Origin of the sequence: Corallococcus sp. CA053C (assembly GCF_003611675.1) — a bacterium.
Taxonomy (GTDB): domain Bacteria; phylum Myxococcota; class Myxococcia; order Myxococcales; family Myxococcaceae; genus Corallococcus.
Genome location: NZ_RAWA01000108.1, coordinates 1 through 24115 on the forward strand (window position 1 = coordinate 1; position 24115 = coordinate 24115).

At 70.1% G+C, this 24115-nt stretch carries 23 protein-coding genes; 18 read left to right on the forward strand and 5 right to left on the reverse strand.

The window, feature by feature from the left end:
- Positions 1-162 precede the first annotated feature (162 nt).
- The 4 genes from lpxC (at position 163) to D7V97_RS16595 (ending at position 4297) form a co-directional block, all read left to right on the forward strand.
- Complete coding sequence (gene lpxC / locus D7V97_RS16580) at positions 163-1107, forward strand: UDP-3-O-acyl-N-acetylglucosamine deacetylase (RefSeq protein ID WP_120611617.1); 945 nt, start codon at positions 163-165, stop codon at positions 1105-1107.
- Between the two features lie 70 nt (positions 1108-1177).
- Complete coding sequence (locus D7V97_RS16585; protein WP_120611618.1) at positions 1178-2272, forward strand: thioredoxin domain-containing protein; 1095 nt, start codon at positions 1178-1180, stop codon at positions 2270-2272.
- A 28-nt stretch (positions 2273-2300) separates the two neighbouring features.
- Entirely contained in the window at positions 2301-3539 is a 1239-nt protein-coding gene (locus tag D7V97_RS16590; RefSeq protein ID WP_120611619.1) for a DUF4388 domain-containing protein, read from the forward strand.
- A 122-nt stretch (positions 3540-3661) separates the two neighbouring features.
- Complete coding sequence (locus tag D7V97_RS16595) at positions 3662-4297, forward strand: hypothetical protein (RefSeq protein WP_120611620.1); 636 nt, start codon at positions 3662-3664, stop codon at positions 4295-4297.
- Here the strand turns inward: D7V97_RS16595 and D7V97_RS16600 are convergent.
- Positions 4294-5886, reverse strand: coding sequence for a leucyl aminopeptidase (locus tag D7V97_RS16600; protein ID WP_120611621.1), 1593 nt, complete (start codon positions 5884-5886; stop codon positions 4294-4296). The genes D7V97_RS16595 and D7V97_RS16600 overlap by 4 nt on opposite strands.
- A 143-nt stretch (positions 5887-6029) precedes the next feature.
- Here D7V97_RS16600 and D7V97_RS16605 point away from each other — a divergent pair, with 143 nt between their 5' ends.
- The 3 genes from D7V97_RS16605 (at position 6030) to D7V97_RS16615 (ending at position 8339) form a co-directional block, all read left to right on the forward strand.
- The gene (locus D7V97_RS16605; RefSeq protein ID WP_120611622.1) at positions 6030-6923 is read left to right on the forward strand and encodes a hypothetical protein; all 894 of its coding nucleotides are present in this window, start codon (positions 6030-6032) and stop codon (positions 6921-6923) included.
- Positions 6924-7050: 127 nt separating this feature from the next.
- A complete protein-coding gene (locus D7V97_RS16610; RefSeq protein WP_120611623.1) occupies positions 7051-7833 on the forward strand; it encodes a sulfite exporter TauE/SafE family protein in 783 nt (260 codons plus the stop codon).
- Between the two features lie 17 nt (positions 7834-7850).
- Positions 7851-8339, forward strand: coding sequence for a hypothetical protein (locus tag D7V97_RS16615; protein WP_233582887.1), 489 nt, complete (start codon positions 7851-7853; stop codon positions 8337-8339).
- Positions 8340-8363: 24 nt separating this feature from the next.
- On the opposite strand, the gene D7V97_RS16620 is transcribed toward D7V97_RS16615, so the two are convergent.
- The 3 genes from D7V97_RS16620 to fabF all read right to left on the reverse strand — a co-directional run bounded on the left by D7V97_RS16620 (position 8364) and on the right by fabF (position 12425).
- Positions 8364-9233, reverse strand: a complete 870-nt coding sequence (locus D7V97_RS16620) for a tetratricopeptide repeat protein (RefSeq protein WP_120611624.1) — start codon at positions 9231-9233, stop codon at positions 8364-8366.
- Between the two features lie 2 nt (positions 9234-9235).
- The gene (locus D7V97_RS16625) at positions 9236-10846 is read right to left on the reverse strand and encodes a short-chain fatty acyl-CoA regulator family protein (RefSeq protein ID WP_120611625.1); all 1611 of its coding nucleotides are present in this window, start codon (positions 10844-10846) and stop codon (positions 9236-9238) included.
- Between the two features lie 304 nt (positions 10847-11150).
- Positions 11151-12425, reverse strand: a complete 1275-nt coding sequence (gene fabF / locus D7V97_RS16630) for a beta-ketoacyl-ACP synthase II (protein WP_120611626.1) — start codon at positions 12423-12425, stop codon at positions 11151-11153.
- Between the two features lie 150 nt (positions 12426-12575).
- Here fabF and D7V97_RS16635 point away from each other — a divergent pair, with 150 nt between their 5' ends.
- The 11 genes from D7V97_RS16635 (at position 12576) to D7V97_RS16685 (ending at position 22791) form a co-directional block, all read left to right on the forward strand.
- Positions 12576-13100 (forward strand): PaaI family thioesterase, encoded by a 525-nt coding sequence (locus tag D7V97_RS16635; RefSeq protein WP_120611627.1) that lies wholly within the window; start codon positions 12576-12578, stop codon positions 13098-13100.
- Between the two features lie 12 nt (positions 13101-13112).
- Positions 13113-13844: a TetR/AcrR family transcriptional regulator gene (locus D7V97_RS16640; RefSeq protein ID WP_120611628.1), complete on the forward strand. Its 732-nt coding sequence runs from the start codon at positions 13113-13115 to the stop codon at positions 13842-13844.
- Between the two features lie 298 nt (positions 13845-14142).
- Positions 14143-15573, forward strand: coding sequence for a hypothetical protein (locus tag D7V97_RS16645; RefSeq protein WP_233582888.1), 1431 nt, complete (start codon positions 14143-14145; stop codon positions 15571-15573).
- Positions 15574-15668: 95 nt separating this feature from the next.
- On the forward strand, positions 15669-16301 hold the full coding sequence (locus D7V97_RS16650) for a YceI family protein (RefSeq protein WP_120611630.1): 633 nt from the start codon (positions 15669-15671) through the stop codon (positions 16299-16301).
- 50 nt (positions 16302-16351) lie between these two features.
- Positions 16352-16612, forward strand: coding sequence for a hypothetical protein (locus D7V97_RS16655; protein ID WP_120611631.1), 261 nt, complete (start codon positions 16352-16354; stop codon positions 16610-16612).
- A gap of 127 nt (positions 16613-16739) precedes the next feature.
- A complete protein-coding gene (locus D7V97_RS16660; RefSeq protein ID WP_120611632.1) occupies positions 16740-17585 on the forward strand; it encodes a DUF692 domain-containing protein in 846 nt (281 codons plus the stop codon).
- Positions 17582-18307, forward strand: a complete 726-nt coding sequence (locus D7V97_RS16665; RefSeq protein WP_120611633.1) for a DUF2063 domain-containing protein — start codon at positions 17582-17584, stop codon at positions 18305-18307. Before D7V97_RS16660 ends, D7V97_RS16665 begins: the two co-directional genes overlap by 4 nt.
- Before the next feature lie 119 nt (positions 18308-18426).
- A complete protein-coding gene (gene serC, locus D7V97_RS16670) occupies positions 18427-19515 on the forward strand; it encodes a 3-phosphoserine/phosphohydroxythreonine transaminase (protein ID WP_120611634.1) in 1089 nt (362 codons plus the stop codon).
- 40 nt (positions 19516-19555) lie between these two features.
- The gene (locus D7V97_RS16675) at positions 19556-20119 is read left to right on the forward strand and encodes a chalcone isomerase family protein (RefSeq protein ID WP_120611635.1); all 564 of its coding nucleotides are present in this window, start codon (positions 19556-19558) and stop codon (positions 20117-20119) included.
- Positions 20120-20344: 225 nt separating this feature from the next.
- On the forward strand, positions 20345-22513 hold the full coding sequence (locus tag D7V97_RS16680; protein WP_233582889.1) for a M13 family metallopeptidase: 2169 nt from the start codon (positions 20345-20347) through the stop codon (positions 22511-22513).
- A gap of 29 nt (positions 22514-22542) precedes the next feature.
- A complete protein-coding gene (locus D7V97_RS16685; protein WP_120611637.1) occupies positions 22543-22791 on the forward strand; it encodes a GlsB/YeaQ/YmgE family stress response membrane protein in 249 nt (82 codons plus the stop codon).
- 28 nt (positions 22792-22819) lie between these two features.
- On the opposite strand, the gene D7V97_RS16690 is transcribed toward D7V97_RS16685, so the two are convergent.
- The gene (locus tag D7V97_RS16690; protein WP_120611638.1) at positions 22820-23854 is read right to left on the reverse strand and encodes a PA0069 family radical SAM protein; all 1035 of its coding nucleotides are present in this window, start codon (positions 23852-23854) and stop codon (positions 22820-22822) included.
- Positions 23855-24115: the final 261 nt, after the last annotated feature.

A 24115-nucleotide genomic window follows, 5' to 3' on the forward strand; every position in this document is an offset into this window, starting at 1 on the left:
GGGTTGGCCCGGCCCGGGCCTACCCGCTCCGGAAAACGTGAGTCACGGTCCGGTGGCATGTTGATTGCTCCTGTGTGCAGTGCGTCAGACCCCGTTGAACGGTCGGACGGGCCCGTACCCTGCGTGCGTCAGTACGAAGCAGTCCTTAGAGGCGACACCGACATGCTCCAGTTCACCGACTCCCAGCGCACCCTCTCCCAGCCGGCCATCTGCCGGGGCGTGGGCCTCCACTCCGGGGCGCCCGTGACGTTGACCCTGAAGCCCGCGCCGGCGGGGCATGGCATCGTGTTCGTGCGCACGGACCTGGCGCGCCCGGTGAGCATCCCCGCGCTGGCGGAGTACGTGGTGGACACGTCGCTGGCCACCACGCTGGGCCGCGACGGCGTGCGCGTGGGCACGGTGGAGCACCTGATGTCGGCCCTGGCCGGCATGAACATCGACAACGTGCGCGTGGAGCTGGACGGGCCGGAAGTGCCCATCATGGACGGCAGCGCCGCCCCCTTCACCCACGCCATCATGGAAGCCGGCGCGCGCGAGCTGGACGCGCCGCGCGAGTACCTGGTCATCAAGAAGAGCGTGGCGGTGACGGACGGGGACAAGCAGGCCTCGCTCACCCCCGCGCGCCGCTTCCGCATCAGCTGCACCATCGACTTCGAGCACCCCGTCATCCAGGGCCAGTCCTTCGACGTGGACGTGAACGACCGCGGCTTCTCCCGCGAGATCTCCCGCGCCCGCACGTTCGGCTTCCTGCGCGACGTGGAGAAGCTCAAGACGCTGGGCCTGGCGCGCGGCGGCTCGCTGGAGAACGCCGTCGTCGTGGACGAGGCGGCCATCCTCAACCCGGACGGCCTGCGCTTCCCGGACGAGTTCGTGCGCCACAAGATCCTGGACGCCATCGGCGACGTGTCGCTGTTCGGCCGGCCCGTCATCGGGCACATGACGGCGTTCAAGACGGGCCACGCGCTCAACCACAAGCTGGTGCGCAAGGTGCTCGCGGACCCGTCCTGCTACGACATCGTCACCGCGCGGCGCCGTGACGTGGAGGGGCGCGAGCCGGGACGTGGAAGCCTCGCGGGCGCATTGGAGCTGGAGCCCCTGGTCGCCTGAGTGGCGGAGGGCCCGCGTGGACTCGGCAATTCCTTGCCAGCCCCGGGCTCCTCTATTAAGTCGGCGACTTATGTCCATGCGTCCTACTCGCCTCGCTTTGGCCGCCCTCCTCGCGGCATCCCTCACCGTCGGCTGCAACAAGGAGAAGGCCCCGGTCACCACCCAGGAGCCCGCTGCCCAGGCCCAGGCTGGCAACGCCGCGGAGCCGGCGCCGGACACGGTGGTCGCCACCTTCGGCAGCGGCCAGAAGGTCACGTTCGCGGAGCTCAACGAGCGCATCAAGGAGCCGCTCGCGAACCTGGACAAGCAGAAGTACCAGCTGCGCAAGCGCGGCCTGGAAGGTCTCGTCACGGAGCGCCTGGTGAAGGAGGAGGCCACCAAGCGCAAGATCACCGAGGACCAGCTGCTCAAGGCGGAGATCGACGACAAGATCCCCGCGCCTCCGGAAGAGAAGATCAAGGAGGTCTTCGAGGGCGCCAAGGGCCAGCTGCCCCCCGGCGCGACCTACGAGCAGATGAAGCCGCAGATCGTGGACTTCCTGTCCGGCCAGCAGAAGCAGGAGGCCGCGCAGAAGTTCTTCGAGTCGCTGCGCCAGGGCGCCAACGTGCAGTACCAGCTGCCCGAGCCCCCCCGCGCGCCCGCGGAGCGCAAGCAGGTCGCCGCCACCGGCCCGTCCAAGGGCCCGGAGAGCGCGCCGGTCACCATCGTGGAGTTCAGCGACTTCGAGTGCCCGTTCTGCAGCCGCGCCATCGGCACGGTGGATCAGGTGACGAAGACCTACGGCGACAAGGTGCGCCTGGTGTTCCGCCAGTTCCCCCTGGAGTTCCACAAGCAGGCCCAGAAGTCCGCCGAGGCCTCGCTGTGCGCCAATGATCAGGGCAAGTTCTGGGAGATGCACGACAAGATGTTCTCCAACCAGAAGGCGCTGGGCGTGGAGGACTTGAAGAAGTCCGCCGCCGAGCTCAAGCTGGACACCAAGAAGTTCGACGCCTGCCTCGACTCCGGTGAGAAGGCCGCGGCCGTGAAGGCGGACCAGGCGGACGGCTCCAAGGTGGGCGTCACCGGCACGCCGGCGTTCTTCATCAACGGCATCATGCTGTCGGGCGCGCAGCCCTTCGACGAGTTCAAGAGCATCATCGACGCGGAGCTGAAGGGCGCGAAGTAGTCCTCGCGCCGCTGTAAGGAGGACCGCGGTGGCGTCCAAGCCCAGGGCCACGCCCCGCGTGAGCGGTGAGGCGGCTTCGCTCGACCTGGAGCGGCCGCTCGCCACCGTCGTCTCTCCCTCCCGGCCCCTCGTGGCGCACTTCCATGCGCCCGAGGGACTGGTGCTCCTCCCGGAGTCCCTCGGCGCGTCCGGCTTCTTCGCCGGAAGCCTGGGGGCGCTCTCGGTCGAGGAGGTGTTCGCCCAGATCCTCTCGGGCATCCGCACCGGCCAGCTCGTCGTGCAGCACGACACCGTGCGCCGCGCGGTGTCGTTCCGTGACGGGCAGGTGGTGTTCGCCACCTCCAGTGAGCGCTGGGAGCGCCTGGGCTCCGTGATGGTGCGGCTGGGGCTGCTGACGGAGGACCAGCTGGCCGGGGCGCTCGCGCAGGTGACGCCCGCGCGCCGGATTGGACAGGTGCTCACGTCGCAGGGGCTCGTCTCCGAGGCCAGCCTCTACAGCGCGATGACGTTCGTCGTGCGCGAGGTGGTGCTCAACCTCTTCGAGATGCAGGACGGCAGCTTCCTCTTCCTGGAGGCGAAGGCCCCGGCGGTGGACGCGGTGAAGCTACCGGAGCGCACGCGGGACCTGGTGCTCACCGGCATCAAGCGCGCGGAGGAGACGGGCCGGCTGCGCCGCCGCTTCCCGGACGACATGCACGTGCAGCCGGGCCCCCAGGGCGCGCTGCCGGGCGAGGAGGCCCTGTTCGCGACGCTGGGCGAGGGCACGTCGCTGGGCGCGCTGCGGGCGCGGTACGCGGGCAGCCAGTACGCCTTCTACAGCGGCGTGGAGGAGGCGGTGCGCGGCGGCCACCTGGCCGTGCGGGCCGCGGCCCCCGCGCCGGCCCCGGGCCCCGCGGTGGAGGGCATGGCCTGGGAGCTCCTGTCCGCCGAGGAGCGCTACAACCTGCTGCTGTCGCTGGTGCACCGCGCGCTGCGCGAGGCGGGCCGCGACGTGGATCTGCTGCGAGGCTTCGTGGACGTGCCGCCCCCGGGGCTGGAGGACGCGTACCAGGGCGTCACGCTGGGGCCCGACGGGCGCGTGGACGTGGCGCGGCTGCGTGCCAACGTGTCCACCAGCGGAGGGGAGGCGGTGGGCCGCGCGATGGCGCTGGAGGCGCTGGACGCCTTCGTGTCCTACGCCCTGTTCTCCGCGCGCAACGTCCTGCCCACGGACGTGGCGGAGCGACTGGCCAACACCTACCGCACCCTGCAGGGTGGCATCTCCTAGCGTCGAGCGTCGTCCGGCGGACTTTCCTGCGTTGGACACCCACCCCGGCGTCCCCCTGGCCAGTCCCGGCGCGGGTGCCCACGTTTCTCCCCACGGCTTGCGGCAGGTGGGGGACGGGCGACATGGGCGCGATTCGGATGTTGGGTTGGGGAGTGCTGGTGTTGAGCACGGCGTGTGGCGCGTCCCGGCCCGCGATGACGAAGGCGGAGGCCGGCACGGGGGGCTCGGGCTCCACGGAGGCGGGCCTCGCGTCCACCACGCGGCGCTACGTGGACGAGGACCTGGGCTTTGAAATCATCCGCCCCACGGCGGAGTGGCAGCTGGATGAGACGAATGAGCGCACCCCGGAGGGGCTCGCCATCCCGGTCATCCTGCGCCACCGCGTGTCGGGGGCCCAGGTGGTGCTGCAGGTGGCGCCCGGCGTGGCCACGCCCACCCAGTTCGCCGAGCGGCTGACGCAGGGCCTGCGCCAGCAGCCGGGCTTCACCACCACGGACGTGCAGCCCATCGCGCTGTCGGACAGCGCGGTGGGGTTCGACTTCCAGGTGGGGGAGGGCGTGCGCGGCAAGGTGGCCGTGCGCGAGGGCAACGGGGGCCGCGTGCTGATGATGCTGGCCACCTGGCCCACGGAGGTGTCCGAGGACGTGATGCAGAGCGTGGACACCCTGCTGGCGGGTGTCCGTCCGCTCCCGGAGCCGAGCGTGGCCGTGCGCGCGACACCTCGCGCGCCCGAACCCGAGCCCGGCGACCCGCGCTAGCTGGAGCGGGCCGTCTTCGCCTTCGCGCGCTTCGCGGGCGCTGCTGCCTTCGGCTCCGGCAGGGACGCGACGTCCGCGGCCCGCCGGCGCACCAGCTCCACCAGCGTGCGCGCGCCGACGCCGGTGGCGCCCTTGTTCAGGTAGCCGCGCTCCTTGGGGCTGTTGGACGGACCGGCGATGTCCAGGTGCACCCACGGCACGTCGCCGACGAACTCCTTGAGGAAGAGGGCCGCGTTGATGGCGCCGCCCCAGCGCTCGCCGGAGTTCTTCATGTCGGCGACCTCGGAGCGCAGCGCGTCCTTCTGCAGGTCCGTGACGGGCAGGCGCCACATCTCCTCGCCCGCGGCCTTCGCGGCCTCCAGCACGCTGTTCACCGTGGCGTCGTCGTCGCCGAACGCGCCCACGATGTAGTTGCCCAGCGCCACCATGCACGCGCCCGTGAGGGTGGCCAGGTCGATGATGGCGGACGGCCCGTGCTCGCCGGCCCAGGTGATCATGTCGCCCAGGACGAGGCGGCCTTCGGCGTCCGTGTTGGTGATCTCCACCGTCTTGCCGGAGCGCGCGGTGAGGATGTCACCCGGCTTGTACGCGGTGCCGGACGGCATGTTCTCGCACGCGCCGATGAAGGCGTGCACGGGGAAGGGCGGCTTCACCACGCTGCCAATGACCTTCATGGCGGCCAGCACCGCGGCCGAGCCCGCCATGTCCGTCTTCATCTCCACCATGCCCTCGGTGGGCTTGAGCGACAGGCCGCCGGAGTCGAAGGTGATGGCCTTGCCCACGAGCGCCAGCGGGGGGCGCTTCGCGTCCTTCGCGTTCTTCGGCGTGTAGACCAGGTGGATGAGCCGGGGCTCCTGCACGCTGCCGGCGGTGACGCCCAGGAACATGCCCATGTTCAGGCGCTCAATCTCCTTGCGCCCGCCAATCTCCGCATGGAGGCCGCCTTCCTTCGCGGCCTGCTGCGCGGCCTGCGCCAGCCGGGACGGCGTCACGACGTTGGGGGGCTCGTTGACCAGGTCGCGGGCCCAGTTGACGGCCTCCGCCAGCTTCAGGCCCAGCGCGAGCGCGTCCTCCAGCGCGCGCGACTTCTCCGTGCCCGGGGGCAGGGCGAGGGTGGCGCGGGTGAGCTTGGGCGCGCCCTTCTCCTCGCGCGCGGAGGACTTGTACTTGTCGAAGCGGTAGACGCCCAGCTCCAGGCCCTCCACCACCGCGCGCACGGCGCCCTCCGCGTTGTCCGTGGCGGGCACGCGGAAGCCGATGCTGGTGGCCTTCAGCCGCTGCGCCGTCTTGGCCGCGCGGCCCGCGGCGAGCCGCAGCACCTCCGGCTGGAAGCGCGCGCGGTGGCCCAGGCCCAGGAGCAGGACGCGGTCGGAGCCCAGGCGCCCCAGGGTGTGCAGCAGGAAGGATTGATCCACCTTCCCCTTGAAGCCTTCCTGGGCGGCGGTGGCGCGCAGCTTGCCGTCCAGGCTGGAGTCGGCGGTGGCCAGCGGCGCGGGGGCGGCATCACCCAGCTCGCCCTCGAAGAGGGGGATGACGAGCAGCTCACCGCTCACCGGCGCGGCGTCACCGGAGACGAGACTGAATTGCATGGCGACTTGGACTCCTGGACTGGATGGGAAGAAGAGGTGATCCGAAGGGCGCGACTGTAGACGCGCCCCGTGTTGCTCGCAAAGCGCTGGTTGCCACTCCGCCATTGCATTGCCCCGGCGCGCTGGATAGCTCTGGGTCCTTCATGCCCACCCTGTTGCTCCATCTGACGGCCATCGAACGGTTGGCGGCCCATCCCGACGGGCTCCCCGCGGACTGGGTGCGAGCGCTGTCGGAAGACCTGCCGTACGCGCGCTTCGGGGCGGCGCTGCCGGACCTCCCGCTGTGCGCGGGCGTGCGGGGGGGCCTGTCCCTGCTGCTGCCGGAAGCCGGCTGGCCCCCCTTCGCGCGGCTGTACCACGAGCGCGCCCCGGTGGGCCTGGGGCTCAAGATGGCGGAGCTCGTCGCCACCGGCGCCCTCGTGGGCACCGAGGCGGGGCTGGCCATCCTCGCGGGCTACTTCACCCACCTGAGCCTGGACCGACGCCTCCACCCGCTGGTGGACGCGCTGGTGCTGCGCCACCGCCGCAAGGGTGAGCGGGCCTGGGACGCGCGCCGGCAGATGGAGTGGGCGCAGACGCTGTTCTTCCTGCGCGAACAGGACGGCACGGACGGCGTGGGCACGTCGCGCCTGCGGGAGAAGTTCCAGGTGGTGAAGAGCGCGGGCATCCCGCTGCGCGGCATCGGCCGGGGCATCTACGAGCTGGTGCGGCTGGCGTCGCAGGAGCGCATGGGCCAGGCGCCCACCAAGGCGGACCTGGATGGCTGGGTGCGCGGCCTCTATGTCTCCGGCCTCTTCCTCTCCAGTCCCCTGGGCCGGGTGCGGGCGCTGCCGGCGTACACGCAGCTGTCCTTCCAGGAGCTGTACCGCAACGACGTCTTCGACTTCGCGGCGGAGGTGGACGCCGCGTTGGACGTGACGCGCGGGTTGATCAAGAGGCTGCACGGGTACATGGCGCGCGGCACCTACACGCCCCGCACGCGCGCGCGCTTCTTCGAGGAGTTTCCCGAGGGAACGCTGGGTGCCACTGCCGCCTAGTGAACGCGGATCCACGCCGCGCGTTGGAGGCGATGTTCGCGTGGAGGGCATCCGGCCAATCGAGCCACGCACCCACGCGGGTGTCGCGCTATCCGAACTGGGGAGCGTTCCCTATCCTCGATAGGGAATGACGGTCTTCCTTCTCATGGCGGCGGGCGTGATGGCGGGCGGGCTGGGCGCGCTGCTGGGCATTGGTGGCGGCATCGTGCTGGTGCCCCTGCTGGTGCTGGGGTTCGACATCCCGCTGGAGCAGGCCGTCCCCGCGAGCCTGATGTGCGTCGTGGCCAACTCCTGCGCCGCCGCCGCCAGCTACGTGGAGAACAAGCTGAGTGACCTGCGGCTGGGGCTCACGCTGGAGCTCGCCACGGTGATGGGCGCCATTGTCGGCGGGCTCGTCGCGGCCTTCGTCGCGGAGGCGATGGTGGCGGTGGTGTTCGGCCTCTTCACGCTCTTCGTGTCGCTGCAGATGCTGCTGCTGCGCGCGCCGCTGCAGGAGCCGGTGACGACGACGGACTACGTGCCCGTCAACTATCCGCTGGGCATCTCCGGCTCGTTCGTCGCGGGGGGCCTGTCGGCGCTCCTGGGCGTGGGCGGCGGCCCGCTGAAGGTGCCGCTGATGAGCTACGGCATGCGCGTGCCCTTCAAGGTGGCCAGCGCCACCAGCAACCTGATGGTGGGCGTCACCGGCGCCGCGAGCGTGGCGGCGTACGCGTGGCGCGGCCACCTGAACCTGGGACTCGTGGCGCCTCTGGTGGTGGGCGTGCTGGCCGGTGCGTCGGTGGGCAGCCGCTTGATGCCGAAGGTTCCAACCGCGGTCTTGAAGAAGCTCTTCGCGGCGGTACTGCTTCTGGTGGCCGGCCAGATGCTTTGGAAGGGTGGGGAGGGGTTGTGGCCGAGTCTATGGAAGTGAATGAAGTCGGTCCCTCGATGCACGGTGTGCACCCGACGGTGACGGTGACGGAGGCAGGACCTCCCGTGCGCAACGCCCAGGCGCAGGCGGTGGCCCTGCCCGCACCAGAAGCGTTCCCAGAAACGTTCCCGGAAACATTCCCAGAAACGTTCAGTGACGAGCCCCTCACCCAGCCGGATGCCCAGCCCCGCGCGCGGCGGTGGGCAGCGCGTGTCGGCAAGGGGGAGCGGTGGATCGCGCGCATGCTGCGCACCGGCGCGGTGATGAGCGGAGGGATGTTCGTCGCGTCGCTCGCGCTGGAGTTGCTGCCTCGCGACGAGTCCGTGCACGTGGCCATCGACCTGTTGCGCAAGGGCGCGGCGTCCATGCTGCTGGTGACGCCGGTGGCGCGGCTGGCGATGGCGGGCACGCTGCTGGGCCTGCGCGGCGAGTGGCGCTACACCGCCATCGCCGCGGGGGTGCTGGCCCTGCTGGCGCTCGCGGTGGGCGCGGGCTTCCAGGCCTGAGCCGCGCGGACCGCGCGCGGGTGGCTACACGCCGCGCGCGGTGAAGTGCGCGAGGATGTTCTTCACCTTGGCCACGTCCTCGTGGAGGCCCTGGTCCTCGTACAGCGGCAGCACGGCCTCGAACTGCTGACGGGCCGCGGGGAAGTCCTGGAGGTAGTAGCAGGACAGCCCCAGGTCCCAGCGGGCGCGGGCCTCGTAGACGTGGTCGTGCAGGCCCTCGTACACGTCCACCGCGCGCAGCAGGTGCGGGCGCGCGTTGTCGTGGTGGCCCAGGAGGCCCTCGGACTCGCCCAGCAGCAGGTGGCCCAGCGCGAGCGCCTCCGGGTCCTCGCCCTGCTCCAGGAGCGGCACGGCCTCCAGGAACCGCTTGCGCGCGGGCTCGTACTCGCCCTTGGCCATGCGCAGGTCGCCGATGTCCAGCAGCAGCCGCGCCATGCGCTCCGTGTTGCGCGTCTGGCGGAAGAGGATGAGCGCCTCCTGGTACTTCTCCTCGGCGCCGTCCACCTCGCCCATCGCGCGCAGGGACTCGCCGATGCAGGCGCGGGTGAGCGCCTCGCCGTCGCGGTCTCTCGCCTCGTTGAAGAGGCTGGCGGCCAGGGCCATGTGCTCGATGGCGCCCCGGTGGTCCTCGAAGTGGGCCTTCACCACGCCCAGGCCGAAGAGGGCCTGCGCCTGGCCGGGCTTGTTGCCCGCCGTCTTGAAGAAGCGCAGCGCCTCTTCGTAGTGCTCGCGGCTGGCGGCGTGGTCTTCCAGCATCCCGTGCAGCTCCGCGAGCGTCACCAGCCCCTGGCCCACCTCGGTGGGGGCGCCGGTGATGCGCAGGGAGGCGAGCGCGTTCTGCTGTTTCTGGATGGCGTCGGCGATGTGGGCGCGTTCGTTATCGGGCGGGTGCATGGTCAGCTCTCGCTACCCTTGCGGCGCCGGGCGCCCCTGTCCAGCGAATCGTGCTTCTCACTGCCGTCAGCGTTGGTGGCGTCTGGCTCGTGGTTTCCGTTGCGCTCGCCCTTCTCCTTCTCGTGGACGAGCAGCGGGGAGAAGAAGCAGTCCTTCTTCGTGTACTCGTCGAAGGCGAAGGCGAAGCGGTAGCTGGCCGCCGCGCGCTGGTTGCAGTCCGTGCGCTCGCAGAAGCGGCAGGAGATGCCGCTGGGGATGGCGTCCTTGCGCAGGTCGTTGGTGGGCAGGCCGTACGCCAGGTACTTCGCGTTCTCCGCGTGCGTGCCCAGGCCGATGGAGTACGCGGTGCCCTTCACGATGGAGCCTTCAATCGGCTGCAGCTGCACCTTCGCGAAGCAGAAGTACGTCGTGCCGTCCGGCATGATGGAGTACTGCCGGGTAATCTGGGACGGGTTGAGGAACGCCAGGTGCACCGCCCACTTCGCGCAGGAGCCGCCGCCCGACGCGAAGCGGATGCCGGTGCCGCTGTAGCGCTTGGAGATGTTGCCGGCGATGTCCGCGCGCAGGAAGTGGAACGGGATGCCCTGGCGCTTGGGGTCGGACAGGTTGCAGATGCGGTGGGCCACCGTCTCGTAGGTGGTGCCGAAGACGTTGGAGAGCAGCTCCACGTCGTAGCGCGTGCGCTGCACCTCCTTGAAGAACTCGCCGTAGGGCAGCATCAGCGCGCCGGCGAAGTAGTTCGCCAGGTTGACCTTGATCAGCCGCTCCGTCTCCCCGTGCCGCATGCGCCCTGCGCCCAGGATGCGCTCCACCAGCTTCTCGCGGTCCATCACCATCAGGCCGATGGAGGCGGCGATCTGGAACTTCAGGGGCTGTTCGGTGAGGTCTGGCGACAGCGTGAGCGTGCGCGTGTCCAGGTCCAGCCGGCGCACCACGGACGAGCCGCTGTTGGCGCGTTCAATCTGGACCTTGTAGTCGAATCTCTCCTCCAGCATGCGGGTGAGCTGGCTGCTGGTGATCTGCTGCTCCAGGCGGAAGTCGCGGCGCAGCCCCTCCGCCTGCTCCTCCAGCTCCGGGAAGTAGTTGCGGTGCTTCTCCAGGAAGTCGCTCACCTCGTCGAAGGGCGAGTAGTCGAACCGCACGCCCGGCGTGGTGCCCAGTCCGTTGCCGGAGGGCGACCCCTGGGTGCGCGTGCGCTCCTCCACATTGAGCTGCGCGAGCACGTTCTCCAGCTGCGTGCGCGTGTTCTTGTAGAGGTTGAAGAGGGCCGCGACGGTGCCGGCCAGCTTCGGCTCCGCGGACAGCGACTGGAGCGACTCGGAGTCGATGTCCAGGCTCTTGAGCAGCGGTTCGTCCAGGAGCTTCGCCAGGGCCTCGTCCACGCGGCCCTCGCCCAGCGTGGACATGAACTGTTCGGGGTCCTGCTCCAGGTAGCGCAGCGCCTTCCACAGGAGCGGGAAGGGCATCACCCGCTTGCCCTTCTCGATGAGGTTCAGGTACGCGGGCGAAACGCCCAGGTCCTTGGCGGCGTCCGCCTGCTTGATGTTGCGCTGCAACCGCAGGCCTCGAAGCTTCAGCCCCACGTTCGCGTTCAGAGCGTTGTCGTTGTTCATGGCTCCAGCCACCGGTGGGCCGCGTCAGACGACGTGTCCGACACCGGGTCTCTGGATCCACTCTGCAAATCGATTTACCGATTTGCAATAAACGTTTCGGTGCTGACGGAGCGCTGTCCCTCAGGCGACGCGCGGAGGGTTGACTGCCTCCCTCCTGGGCCGGGACCGACGTAATCCCATGTAATCATGACGCTTTCAGGTGCGCCCGGTGTGCGGACGGCTCGCCGGTGGCGCAGGTTGTCAAACCTTTACCAATGCGGCGCGTCAGAACTGGGGAAAAGTCAGTAAACCGGCGCATGGATTTTTACAAAGGATGAACGGAGTGGCCCTGGGGGGCCTCCGGGGGTCGGCGGAAGACGAGCGCGACATTGGTGCCGCCGAAGCCGAAGGAGTTGCTCATGACGGCGTCCACGCGCTTCTCGCGGGCGACGTTGGGGATGCAGTCGAGCGGGATGCGCGGGTCCTGGTTCTCCAGATTGAGGGTGGGCGGGAGCACGCCCCGGGTGAGGGCCAGGATGCTGATGACGGCCTCGGCGGCGCCGGCCGCGCCGTTCATGTGGCCCGTCATGGACTTGGTGGAGGAGATGGCCAGCTGGGAGGCCGCGTCACCGAACACGCGGGCGACGCCCTGCATCTCCAGCATGTCTCCGATGTCCGTCGAGGTGCCGTGCGCGTTGAGGTAGCCGATGGCGGAGGGCTCCAGGCGCGCGTCCTTGAGGGCGGCCCGCATGGCGCGCTGGGCGCCCTCGTGCTCCGGGGCGGGGGCGGTGACGTGGTGCGCGTCGGAGCTGGCGCCGTAGCCCGCCACCTCCGCGAGGATGCGGGCGCCGCGGGCCCGGGCGAACTCGTACTCTTCCAGGATGACGATGCCCGCGCCCTCCGCGAGCACGAAGCCGTCGCGGTCCCGGTCGAACGGGCGGCTCGCGGCCTGGGGGGCGTCGTTGCGCGTGGACAGGGCCTTCATCGCGGCGAACCCGCCCACGCCCAGCAGGGAGATGGGGGCCTCCGCGCCGCCCGCCACGGCCGCGTCGAACTCACCGCGCTGGATGCCGCGCAGCGCTTCGCCAATGGCGTGGGCGCTGGTGGAGCACGCGGAGTTGGTGGACCAGGACGGGCCCTTGATGCCGTGGCGCATGGAGACGTAGCCGGGCGCCATGTTGATGATCATCTGGAGGATGAAGAAGGGGCTGATGCGGTCGGGCCCCTTCTCCAGCGCCTTCCTGTACGTCTCCTCCAGGCTGCTGATGCCGCCGATGCCGGAGCCGATGATGGTCGCCACGCGCTCCGCGTTCTCGGGGGTGATGACGAGCCCCGCATCGGCGAGGGCCATGTCCGCCGCCGCCACCGCGAACTGCGCGAAGCGGTCCATGCGCCGCACCTCGCGCCGTTCGATGAAGTCCTCCGGGTTGAAGTCCTTCACCTCCCCGGCGAAGCGGCAGTCGAGCTTGCTGGCGTCGAACAGCGTGATGGGCCCCACGCCGCTCCGGCCGTGGATCAACGCGTCCCAGCTCTTCTCCACGCCGGTGCCGCACGGGCTGATGAGCCCCATTCCCGTGACCACGACGCGTCGCTGCTCCATGGAATGCTCCTTGACCCCGGTGTTCGAACGGGATGGTATTACGGTCATCCTTCCATGAGTTCAAGCCCGGCCTCCTGGCATGTTGTCAGCTCCAGGAATCCGGGCGGTGGGTGGGATGATGAAGGTCATACAAACCGTGAAGGAGCCCCGATGAGCGACCTGGCAGCGAACCCGCGCACGCGGACGGTGACGTGGAAGGATCCCCGGGAGGGCGCTTCAGCGGCGAAGAAGCTGTCGGGGATGGAGTACCTGCGCGCCATCCAGCGGGGCGAGCTGCCGGGGCCTCCCATCGCGGAGCTGATGGGCTTCACGCTCGTGGAGCTGGAGGAGGGCAAGGTGGTGTTCGGCGTTCAGCCGGGCGAGTACCACTACAACCCGATTGGCATGGTGCACGGCGGGCTCGCGGCCACGCTGATGGACTCGGCGATGGGGTGCGCCATCCACACGATGCTGCCGGTGGGCGTGGGCTACACGACGCTGGAGCTGCACGTGAACTACGTGCGGGGCATCGCGCATGACTCGGGGCCGCTCCAGTGCAGGGGGGAGATCATCCACATCGGGGGCCGGGTGGCCACGGCGCAAGGACGGCTGACGGACGAGAAGGGGCACCTCTACGCCCACGGCACCACGACGTGCATGATCTTCCGACCGCAGCTGGCGGGCGGGAGGGAGTAGGGGGGGCGGACGATGCGCTACACCGCCGAGCACAAACAGGCCACGCATGCGCGCATCCTGGCGGCCGCGGAGCAGCTGTTCCGCGCGGAGGGCTTCAGCGGGGCGAGCGTGGAGCGGGTGATGCGCGCCGCGGGCCTGACGGTGGGTGGCTTCTACGCGCACTTCGCGTCGAAGGAGTCCCTGCTCGCGGAGTCCCTGCGCGCGTTCATGGCCGAGCGCAAGGTGCGCTGGCTGGCGGGGCTGGAGGACCTGCGGGGACCGGCGTTCCTGGACCACTTCGCGCGCCGGTACCTGAGCCTCTACAACCGGGACACCGGGCAGACGAGCTGCATGATGCCGTCGCTCCTGTCGGACCTGACGCGAGCGCCGCCGGAGGTCCAGGCCTCGTTCAGCGAGGGGCTGGAGGATCTGGTGGATGCAGGGAAGGGACAGTTGCCGGCCCGCGAGGGCGCGACGCCCCGGCAGCAGATGCTGGCGACGGTGGCGCTGTGCTTCGGCGCGATGACGCTCGCGCGGGCCACGGGCTCGCAGGCCGTGTCGGCGGAGATCCTCGACGCGGCGCGGGCGCTGCTGCTCGCGGGCGCGCCGGTGACGCAAGCAGGGGAGGCGCCTGTGCGCCGGTCGGGCCCCGCGCGGAACACGGGCGAGCGGCTCCAGGGGAAGCGCACCGGCGCACCGGTGTCGGAGCCGGGAGCTGCGTCCTCGCGTCGCGCCCGCTCCGTGAGGAAGAAGCAGGCCCGCTGACGGAAAGGCACCAACGGGGCAGGCCACTCTGACTGCACTCGCTGCGCCCGTCCTGCGGGGAAGAAGCAGGACCGCTGAATGAAAGGCATCGTCGGGGCAGCGTTGGCTCCAGTCGCTGCGCTCTCGTCGCTTCCCGTCGTCGCGGACGCATCAGGCCCGCTCACAGAAGGTGGTGCCCGGCCTGGGCGCGCCCACCTTCCGACGCTCATCGCGCTGCGTTGACACTCCGCGCTGGACGGCATGGGGTGCGCCGTGGGGTCCTCTCGTCCGGACCTGGGACAGCGAGAGGCGGTGCCGCGTGGATGGCTTGAAGACGATGGTGCCTCGCGCGGTGCTCCTCTTCCTCGCGCTCACCCTGGGCGCCTGCGCCACCGCGCGTCCTTCGCTGCCCCGGAGGGAACCGGCGGCGCTTCGCTACAACGTCGCGTACTCGCGCGAACCCGCGCCGGGACTGGACGTGGAGATCGTCCTGCTGCCGTCGTCCCCTCGCGACTTCCTCTTCCGCGAGCCGGAGCGCGTGGACTCCGTATGGGCCTGGCACGAGGACGGCTCCGCGCGCTCGTTGCGCTTGCAGGACGGCGCGGTGCACGTGTCCTCCGGAACGCGCTTCCTGCGCTACCGCTACCCGCTGGCGTCCTCCTCGAAGGGCGGCCATCGCTCGTTCTTCTCCGGCATGGGGGAGGGGGACGCGTGGCACGTGGCCGGCAAGGCCTACCTGCTGCGCCCGCGCTCGGTGACGCCCGACCTGCGCGTGGAGTTCACCGTGTCCGGCACGGATCCGCTCCTGCCGTGGCTCGCGGACGACGCGGGCGTGTACCACCTGCGCGGTGAAGACCTCGTGGACTCGGGCTTCCACGGCTTTGGCGGCCGCAGATGTGAAGCGCGCGTCGGCGCCTCCGTCCTGGACGTCGCGCTGCTGGGCCACTTCACGCACCTCAAGGACGCGGACGTGTGCGCGTGGCTCGCGCAGGCCGCGCGTGAAGTGGGCACCGTGCGCAAGACGTTCCCGCACCCGCGCATCACCGTGCGCGTCGTGCCCGTGCCGGGAGAGGCCGAACCCGCCCTCTTCGGCATGGTCCAGTGGAGCTCCCCTCCCAGCATCTCCATCCTCGTCGGCCAGGACACCACCGCCGCGTCCTTCACCGGCGACTGGGTCGCCCTCCACGAGATGCTGCACCTGACGCACCCCACGCTGATGCCCCGCGTGGCGTGGCTCACCGAGGGGCTGGCCACCTACTACACGGAGGTCGCCCGCGCCCGCTCCGGACGCCAGACCGCCCAGAGCGCGTGGCAGGAGCTGACGGAGGGCTTCGCGCGCGGCCGGTCCGCCGCGGGCTCGCGCACCATGGCGGAGGTCGTCGCGCAGGAGCGCAACTGGCTGGGCGTCTACTGGACCGGCGCCCTCTTCGCGCTGCACCTGGACGTGGAGCTGCGGCGCGTGACGCACGGTCAGCGGCGCCTGGACGACGTGCTGGAGCTGCTCGCCACGCGCGGCCCCACATCCTCGCTCGCGGGCTTCGGCGCCGCCGTGGACGCCGTCGCGGGACAACCCCTCTTTGACGCGCTGCTCGCCCACCAGCTTTCAGTTCCGGCTTTCTCCGACTTGGATAGTTTGTTAAACCGCCTGGGCGTCCAGATTGACCCGGGCGGCGTCAAGCTCCAGGCGGCTCCGGAGAGCGCGTTGCGTGAAGCGGTGGACGGTGGGCGGCCCTCGGAAGACGCGGGGTGAACAGCTGGGAATGGGGCGGGGCTGTAACCGTTCCGGCGGCTGTCGCGTATCGCATGCATCCGCGAGGTCCGCGGCTTCCGTAGAAGAGGTCCGCCATGTTCCGCAGCGTCCTGATGCTCGCCGCCGTCCTGTCGCTCCCGGCGGTCGCCGCCGAGCCCACTGCCGCACCCGCCGCCGCGAAGACGTTCGTCTTCAACGACCCCAATGGCCGCGACACGGTGATGTTCGTGCTGGACGCGCCCCTGGAGGTCATCAACGGCCTGTCCAACCAGGTGAAGGGCCGCGTGGAGGTGAAGGGGCAGAAGGCCAGTGGCCGCTTCCAGGTCCCGGTGTCCTCCATCAAGACGGGCAACGACACGCGCGACGGCCACCTGCAGAACGACCGCTGGCTGGACGCGGCGAAGAACCCGGACATCATCTTCGAGTTCAAGGACGTGGCCCTGCCCGCGCCGCTCGCCAACGCGAAGCCGGTGACGGTGAAGGCGAAGGGCTCCTTCACCGTGCACGGCGTGACGCGCGAAGAGCCGGTGGAGGTCACCGCCACGTACCTGCAGGAGACGGCGGAGACGAAGAACCGCGCCGCCGGTGAGCTGCTGCGCGTGCGCGCGAAGTTCCAGATTCCCCTGGAGTCCTACGGCATCAAGCGCACCGAGGCGCTGGTGCTGAAGGTGGGCGAGAAGGCGGATGTCACCGTCGACGCCTGGGGCTCCACGCAGTTCAAGCCGTAGATGCTTTTCCCCCGTAGTCACACCCCCGCGGTACGAAAGGAAGCAACACCATGAACGTCAAGGCTCTTGCAGCGGTTGTCGGCACCCTCTCCCTCGGCGCGCTGGCCACCGGCTGTGCCTCCACGAAGGGCGCGGAGGGCACGCAGGCCGCTTCGTCCGAGAAGGCCGCCGAGGCCAACTGCAGCGCGAAGCCCGCCGAGGCGAAGGGCGCCGAGGCCAACTGCAGCGCCGGCGCCAAGCAGCCCGCGGCCACCCCTGAGAAGGGCGCCGAGGGCAGCTGCGGCGCGGGTTCCTGCAGCGGCAAGAAGTAGTCATCACCAGCGGAGGGCCCGGAGGACGGGTCCCTCCCTTGCTCGCGGGCGGTGGGAAGACTCCTTCCTGCCGCCCGTGTTGTTTCCGCCCCGCCCGTGCGCGGGGTCCGCCAGGAGGTCCCTTCGCATGTCGCCCCGCTATTCACACCGCCACGGGTTGAAGCCACTGGGGGCGGGCATCGGACTGCGCCGCGACTTCTACGAAGCCCTGCCGCGCACCTCCCGCGCGCTGGACTGGGTGGAGATCATCCCGGAGAACTTCCTGTCGCTGGGAGGCCGTCCGCAGCGCGCGCTGGACGCGTGCCGCGAGCGCTGGACGCTCCTGCCGCACGGCGTGGGGCTCAACATCGGCGGGCCGGACGCGCTGGACGACGACTACGTCACGCGGCTCGCCGCGCTGGTGAAGCGCCTGGACGCGCCGTTCTTCTCCGACCACCTGTGCTACTCGCGCCTGGGCGGCGTGCACCTGCATGACCTGTTGCCGCTGCCCTTCACGGAGGCGGCGGTGGAGCACGTGGTGCCGCGCGTGCGCGAGGTGATGGCGCGCGTGGAGCGGCCCTTCCTGCTGGAGAACCCCAGCTACTACGCGGCCATGCCGGGCGGCACGCTCCAGGAGGCGGACTTCCTGCGCCAGGTGGTGGAGGGCGCGGACTGCGGGCTGCTCCTGGACGTGAACAACGTCTGGGTCAACGCGAAGAACCACGGCTACGACCCGCGCGCCTTCGTGGACGCGCTGCCGCTGGAGCGCGTGGTGCAGGTGCACCTGGCCGGCCATGACGTGGGCGACCGCGTGCTCATCGACACGCATGGCGACCGCGTCTGCGAGGACGTGTGGGCGCTGTACCGCTACACGCTGGAGCGCACCGGCCCCGTGTCCACGTTGATTGAATGGGACCAGGCCATCCCGTCGCTGGATGCCGTCCTGGACGAGGCGGATCAGGCGCGGGGCGTGCTCGCGGAGGTGTCGCGATGAAGCCCTCGCTGAAGCACTTCTTCGACAGCATGGACGCGTACCTCGCGGGGCCGCCCGGCGCGGAGGGCCTGTCGAAGCTGTCCGCGGCGCACCCGGGCTGGGACGTCGCGCCGGAGCGCATGGCCATCTACGGCCAGTTCGTGCGCGGCCACGTGCGCTCCACGCTGGAGAAGCTCTTCCCGCTGACGCGCGGCGCGGTGACGGCACCGGTGTGGGACGCGCTGGTGGAGGGCTACACGCGCACGCGGCCCGCGCGGCACCACGAGCTCAACCGCATTGGCGAAGCCTTCGCGCCCTTCGTCGCGGACGCCGCCGGGGAGCAGGCGCTGCCCCCGTTCCTGCCCGCGCTCGCGCGCTTCGAGTGGACGGACTTCGCGGTGTTCGCCTCCGAGGAGGTCATCCCCGCACGCGTGGAGCAGCTCACGCCCAACCCCACGCTGGCGGTGCTGGAGCAGCCCTATCGGCTCTGCGCGTTCGTGCGCTCGGAGGACCGGGGCGCCAGGCCCGCGGCTGGTGACGAGCTGGCGCTGCTGTGGCGCCACCCGGAGCGGCTGGTGACCTACTACATGGAGGCCACGCCGCCCGCGCTGCTGGTGCTGAAGATGGCCGTGGAGGGCCTGTCCGAGGACGCGGTCGCCCAGGCCACCGGCATGGCCGCCCCGGCCGTCCACGCGGAGGTGGTGCGCTTCGCGGCGGACGGACTGGTGCTGCGGCCCGGGTAGGCGTGGGAAGGGGCCCGGTTCCGTCAGGAGGCAGGCGGGCATGACGCTTCGCGCTGGCCTCGGGGGCCCGGTCGGGGCGAAGAATGGGGGGACGTCGTTCCCACCGTGAGGTCCCCGCCATGCGCGTCATCAACTTCAACGCCGGCCCCGCCGGTCTGCCCCTGCCCGCCCTGGAGCAGGCCCGGGATGAGCTGCTCGACTTCCACGGCACGGGCATGTCCATCATGGAGCACAGCCACCGGGGCAAGGACTACGAGGGCATCCACGACGAGGCCATCGCGCTCCTCACGGGGCTCCTCGGCATCCCGTCCACGCACGAGGTGCTGTTCCTCACCGGCGGCGCGTCCCAGCAGTTCGCCCAGGTGCCCATGAACTTCCTGTCGCCGGGCACCTCCGCCGACTACCTGATGACGGGCGTCTGGAGCGAGAAGGCCTTCGACGAGGCGAAGTTCTTCGGCACGCCCCGCGTCGCGGCGACCACCGTGCAGGCGGACAAGCACTACCAGCGCGTCCCCAAGCAGTCCGAGCTGCAGCTCGACCCCCGCGCCGCCTACGTGCACCTGACGAGCAACAACACCATCTTCGGCTCGCAGTGGCACACCTTCCCGGACGTGGGGAGCGTGCCGCTGGTGGCGGACATGAGCTCCGACTTCCTCTGGCGACCCACCGACGTGAGCCGCTTCGCGTTCATCTACGCGGGCGCGCAGAAGAACCTGGGGCCTTCGGGCGTCACGCTGATCATCGCGGCGAAGGACTTCCTCGCGAAGGGCCGCAAGGACATCCCGAAGTACTTCCGCTACACGACCCACTCGGAGAACCACTCGCTCTACAACACGCCCCCCACGCTGGCCATCTACCTGGTGCGCAACGTGCTCGCGTGGGCGAAGGGGCTGGGCGGCCTGCCCGCGCTGGAGCAGCGCAACCGCGAGAAGGCGGACCTGCTCTACGGCGCCATCGACCGGAACGCCGGCTTCTACCGGGCCCCCGTGGAGCGCGAGTCCCGTTCAGTGATGAACGTCGTCTTCCACCTTCCCACCGAGGAGTTGGATGCGGCCTTTGTCGCGGAGGCGAAGAAGGCGCAGATGGTGGGCCTCAAGGGCCACCGCACCGCGGGCGGCATCCGCGTGTCGATGTACAACGCGGTTTCGCCGCAGGACGTCAAAACGCTGACGTCCTTCATGGATCACTTCGTGAAGATGCACGGGTAGGCTCACGTCGACATTGCGCAGAACAACCTGGAGGCATTCCATGAAGAAGACGCTGACCGCCGTGCTGCTGTCCCTGACGCTCGCCGCGCCCGTCATGGCCAAGGACATCGCCGGGGTGAAGTATCCGGACACCGCCACGGTGAACGGCAAGGAGCTCAAGCTCAACGGCGTCGGCCTGCGCAAGAAGGCCATCTTCAAGGTCTACACCGCGGGCCTGTACGTGGAGACGCCGTCCAAGGACGCCGCGCAGATCCTCAACGCGGATGAGATCAAGCGCGTGCGCATGTTCATGAAGCGCGACCTCAAGAAGGATCAGATCACCGAGGCCATCGAGAACGGCTTCAAGAAGAACGCCGGCCCCAACCTGCCCAAGCTCCAGGCCCGCCTGGACACCTTCAAGGCCGCCATCCCCGCGGAGATCAAGGAAGGCGAGGAGCTGATCCTCACCTACGTCCCCGGCAAGGGCACCAACGTGCAGACCAAGGGCGGTCCGGCCATCGACGTGGAGGGCAAGGACTTCGCCGACGCCCTCTTCTCCGTCTGGCTGGGCAAGGACCCCGTGGATGACGGCCTCCGCGACGGGATGCTCGGCAAGGACGACTGACGCTCCGCTTCACCCGCTTCACTCGTTGTCCGGCTCGCGCCCCGCGATGTCCCTCCTTCCCGGAGGGCGTCCGTGGGGCGTCGTCGTTTCTTCGCCCCATTGCTTCAGTGGTGGACAGCGCGGGGCGTCATGGCGCTTCGCGTGCAGTTGACGCTGGAATGCCCTGGCGGGTCGGGCGTTGATGCGCGCCGAGAACCCCACCCCTCGTTCGCGTTGGAGCACGCTGTGAAGCGTCTGGCCCTGTTCGCTGCCTCCTGTGTCCTTGGCGCCGCCTGCAAGACGGCGGAGCCCACCCCCGAGCCGTCCCGGGTCGCCGCCCCTGCCGTGGCCGCCACCGCCGCGCCGGCCGCGCAGTCCGCCGCCACCGCCGCGCCGGCCGCGCAGTCCACCCCCGCCGCCGCCGCCGTGCCCCCGGGCGAGCGCCCGATGCCACCCGGCCTGGACGCCGCGGTGATGGACCCTTCCGCGAACCCCTGTGAGGACTTCTACGCCTACGCCTGTGGCGGCTGGCTGAAGACCACGGAGATCCCGGCCGAGCGCGCGCGCTGGAGCCGCGGCTTCGAGACCGTGGCCGAGCGCAACCAGAAGGTGCTGCGCGACATCCTCACCCGCGCCGCGGAAGGGCAGGGCGGGGGCACGCCGGAGGAGAAGCTGCTGGGCGACTACTACGGCGCCTGCATGGACGAGGCGAAGCTGGAAGAGGCGCTGCCCGTCCTGCGCACGTACCTGACGAAGCTCACCGCGCTCAAGAGCCCGCAGGACGTGGCGAAGGCGGTGGCGTGGCTGCACGCGCGCGACGTGGACGCGCTCTTCAAGGTGTACTCGGATCAGGACCAGAAGGACTCCACGCAGGTCATCCCGGTGGTGAGCACGGGCGGCATGGGCCTGCCGGACCGCGACTACTACCTGAAGCCCGACGTGAAGATGCGCGAGGCCCGCGCCGCCTACCAGGCGCACGTGCAGAAGGTCTTCGAGCTGTTGGGGGACGCGCCCTTCGTCGCCAGCCGCAAGGCCACGGGCATCCTCGCCATCGAGACGCGCCTGGCCACCGCGGCGCTCCCCAAGGAGGAGACGCGCGAGCCGGAGAAGGTCTACCACCGGCTGGAGCGCCAGGGCCTCAAGCAGCTGGCGCCCGCCTTCCAGTGGGACACGTACTTCGCGGAGGTGGGCCTGCCCGCGGGCGAAGCGCTCAACGTGACGCAGCCGAAGTTCTTCGCGGAGGTGTCCGCGCTGGTGCGCCAGCAGCGGCCCTCCGACATGGGGCCCTACCTCTCCTACCACTTCGTGAGGGAGGTGCAGACGACGCTGCCCAAGGCGGTGCGCGACGAGTTCTTCCGCTTCGACTCCGCCGTCCTCACCGGCGCGAAGGTGGACCTGGCGCGCTGGAAGAAGTGCGTGGAGGTGACGGACGAGGCGCTGCCGCACGCGCTCGCCAAGCCCTTCATCGCGAGCACCTTCGGCGAGGAGGGCAAGGCCACCACGCTGGCCATGGTCCAGCAGATTGAACAGTCCTTCGAGCGCAACCTGGACACGCTGTCGTGGATGGACGCGGACACCAAGGCGCAGGCCCTGGTGAAGGTGCGGAAGATCACCAACAAGATCGGCTACCCGGACCAGTGGCGCCGCTATGACGGCCTCGCGCTGAAGCGCGACTCGTTCCTGGACAGCTACCTGGCGGCGGACGCGTTCGAACAGGCGCGGCAGCTGCGCAAGGTGGGCAAGCCGGTGGACCCCGCCGAGTGGCTGATGTCGCCGCCCACGGTGAACGCCTACTACAACGCGGCCACCAACGAGATCGTCTTCCCCGCGGGCATCCTCCAGCCGCCCTTCTTCGGGCGGGACGCGGCGGCGCCGGTGAACTTCGGCGCCATGGGCATGGTGGTGGGCCATGAAATCACCCACGGCTTCGACGACGAGGGCCGCCAGTTCGACGCGGTCGGCAACCTGCGCACGTGGTGGACCCCGGCGTCGGACAAGGCCTTCCGCGAGCGCGTGGCGTGCGTGCGCCAGCAGTACGACGGCTACACGGCGGTGGACGAGGTGAAGGTGAACGGCCGGCTCACGCTGGGCGAGAACGTGGCGGACCTGGGTGGCCTCAAGCTGGCGTACGCGGCGATGGAGGCGTACCTGGCGAAGCACCCGGACCAGGCGGCCCAGGCGAACGCCTACCGCTTCACCCCCGGCCAGCAGTTCTTCCTCGCGCACGCGCAATCGTGGTGCTCGAAGATTCGTAATGAAGCGGCGAGGCAGCGGGCGCTGACGGACTCACATGCGCCCGCGTTCCTGCGCGTCAACGGTCCGGTGACGAACCTGCCTCAGTTCCAGCAGGCGTTTTCCTGTCAGCAGGGGACGAAGATGGTCGCTCCCACTGCGAATCGCTGTGAGGTCTGGTAAGGCTCCGGCCTTATTCGTGGGAGGACGGCATGGGAATCTGCTCGTGGCTGGTGTTGGGTGGTATCGCGGGTTGGCTGGCCAGCATCATCAAGGGCACCAATGCCCGGATGGGGATGTTCGCCAACATCATCGCCGGCATCGTCGGCGCGATGCTGGGCGGCTGGGTGTTCAGCTTCTTCGGTGGCCGGGGCGTGACGGGCTTCAACCTGTACTCGCTGCTGGTGGCCACGGTGGGCGCCGTCCTCCTGCTGTCCATCCTGCAAGCCATCCGGAAATAGCCGGCAGGGCCCCGCGCCGCGCTTCCGCCTAGAAGAGCGAGAGCTGCGGCGAGGTGGATGCTCGCGTCGGACGCCGGAAGGTGTCCGGCGCGGCCTCCGTGATGGACGAGGCGCGCATGCCCACCTTGCGCGCCGAGGTCGCGAAGAGCTGGTGGATGGTCTGCGCGTACAGCCCCTCGCCGCGCATGCGGTGCTTGAAGCGGCTGTCGGTGAGCTCCCCGCCGCGCGTCTCGCGGATGCGGTGCAGCACCCGGTCCGCGCGCAGGGGCAGCTTCGCGCGCAGGCGCTCCTCGAACACCTGCTGCACGGGCCCGGGCAGCCGCAGCAGCGTGTAGTGCGCGCGCGTGGCGCCGGCCTCCCGCGCGGAGGCGAGCACCCGCGCGATGTCCTCGTCGTTGAGCCCGGGGATGATGGGGGCCACGGACACGGCCACGTCGATGCCGGCCTCCGCCAGCTTGCGGATGGTGCCCAGCCGCCGCTTCGGCGTGGCGACGAGCGGCTCCATGGCGCGCGCCAGCTCCTCGTTGTGGAAGGGCAGGCTGATGCTCACGGACAGCCGGGCCTCGCCCGCGAGCCGCTGGAGCACGTCCAGGTCGCGCTCAATCAGCACGCCCTTGGTGATGATGCCCACGGGGTTGCGGTACTCGGCGCAGACCTCCAGGCACTGGCGGGTGAGGCGCAGCGAGGCCTCCAGGGGCTGGTAGCAGTCGGTGACGCCGCTGAAGACGACGGTCTCCCCCTTCCAGGACGGGCGTTCGAAGGTTTCGCGGAGCAACTCCGGGGCCTGGGGTTTGAAGACGAGGCGCGTCTCGAAGTCGGTGCCCGCGCCGAAGTCCAGGTACTGGTGCGTGGGCCGCGCGTAGCAGTAGGCGCAGGCGTGGAGGCAGCCCCGGTACGGGTTGACGCTCCAGGAGAAGCACACGTCGGGGCTGTCGTTCTTCGCCACCACCGAGCGGCTGTGGTCCTCGTAGATCTCCAGCCGGGCGGGCGGGATCTCGTCCAGGTACTCCACCGCGGTGCTCGCCCAGGGGTTGGGCGGATTGTCGACGGGACGGGGTTTCACCGGCCCACGGTGTGTCTGAATGCCCGTTCAGTCAAGGCGTTCTGATTTGAAATTCCTGGGACGGCTCCTCGCCTCGACCGCTCTCCCCATTGAAGGACACACACACACGAGGAGAACGCCATGCCGGGAATCGGAAACATCCACCTCCCCACGTCGGGAGGTAGCCCCCAGACACCGAAGACGGATCGGCCTCCCGCTGACGAGCCCGCCCGCGACGGCGCCTCGAACCCGCCCCCTCCTTCGCAGGGGACCGGGGTGATG

What these genes read in the sequence shown, in the direction of transcription:
- lpxC (WP_120611617.1), top strand. Translation starts at nt 163, where the DNA reads ATGCTCCAGTTCACCGACTCCCAGCGCACCCTCTCCCAGCCGGCCATC.
- D7V97_RS16585 (WP_120611618.1), top strand. Translation starts at nt 1,178, where the DNA reads ATGTCCATGCGTCCTACTCGCCTCGCTTTGGCCGCCCTCCTCGCGGCA.
- D7V97_RS16595 (WP_120611620.1), top strand. Translation starts at nt 3,662, where the DNA reads ATGGGCGCGATTCGGATGTTGGGTTGGGGAGTGCTGGTGTTGAGCACG.
- D7V97_RS16600 (WP_120611621.1), bottom strand. Translation starts at nt 5,886, where the DNA reads ATGCAATTCAGTCTCGTCTCCGGTGACGCCGCGCCGGTGAGCGGTGAG.
- D7V97_RS16605 (WP_120611622.1), top strand. Translation starts at nt 6,030, where the DNA reads ATGCCCACCCTGTTGCTCCATCTGACGGCCATCGAACGGTTGGCGGCC.
- D7V97_RS16610 (WP_120611623.1), top strand. Translation starts at nt 7,051, where the DNA reads ATGACGGTCTTCCTTCTCATGGCGGCGGGCGTGATGGCGGGCGGGCTG.
- D7V97_RS16615 (WP_233582887.1), top strand. Translation starts at nt 7,851, where the DNA reads ATGCACGGTGTGCACCCGACGGTGACGGTGACGGAGGCAGGACCTCCC.
- D7V97_RS16620 (WP_120611624.1), bottom strand. Translation starts at nt 9,233, where the DNA reads ATGCACCCGCCCGATAACGAACGCGCCCACATCGCCGACGCCATCCAG.
- D7V97_RS16625 (WP_120611625.1), bottom strand. Translation starts at nt 10,846, where the DNA reads ATGAACAACGACAACGCTCTGAACGCGAACGTGGGGCTGAAGCTTCGA.
- fabF (WP_120611626.1), bottom strand. Translation starts at nt 12,425, where the DNA reads ATGGAGCAGCGACGCGTCGTGGTCACGGGAATGGGGCTCATCAGCCCG.
- D7V97_RS16635 (WP_120611627.1), top strand. Translation starts at nt 12,576, where the DNA reads ATGAGCGACCTGGCAGCGAACCCGCGCACGCGGACGGTGACGTGGAAG.
- D7V97_RS16640 (WP_120611628.1), top strand. Translation starts at nt 13,113, where the DNA reads ATGCGCTACACCGCCGAGCACAAACAGGCCACGCATGCGCGCATCCTG.
- D7V97_RS16650 (WP_120611630.1), top strand. Translation starts at nt 15,669, where the DNA reads ATGTTCCGCAGCGTCCTGATGCTCGCCGCCGTCCTGTCGCTCCCGGCG.
- D7V97_RS16655 (WP_120611631.1), top strand. Translation starts at nt 16,352, where the DNA reads ATGAACGTCAAGGCTCTTGCAGCGGTTGTCGGCACCCTCTCCCTCGGC.
- D7V97_RS16660 (WP_120611632.1), top strand. Translation starts at nt 16,740, where the DNA reads ATGTCGCCCCGCTATTCACACCGCCACGGGTTGAAGCCACTGGGGGCG.
- D7V97_RS16665 (WP_120611633.1), top strand. Translation starts at nt 17,582, where the DNA reads ATGAAGCCCTCGCTGAAGCACTTCTTCGACAGCATGGACGCGTACCTC.
- serC (WP_120611634.1), top strand. Translation starts at nt 18,427, where the DNA reads ATGCGCGTCATCAACTTCAACGCCGGCCCCGCCGGTCTGCCCCTGCCC.
- D7V97_RS16675 (WP_120611635.1), top strand. Translation starts at nt 19,556, where the DNA reads ATGAAGAAGACGCTGACCGCCGTGCTGCTGTCCCTGACGCTCGCCGCG.
- D7V97_RS16685 (WP_120611637.1), top strand. Translation starts at nt 22,543, where the DNA reads ATGGGAATCTGCTCGTGGCTGGTGTTGGGTGGTATCGCGGGTTGGCTG.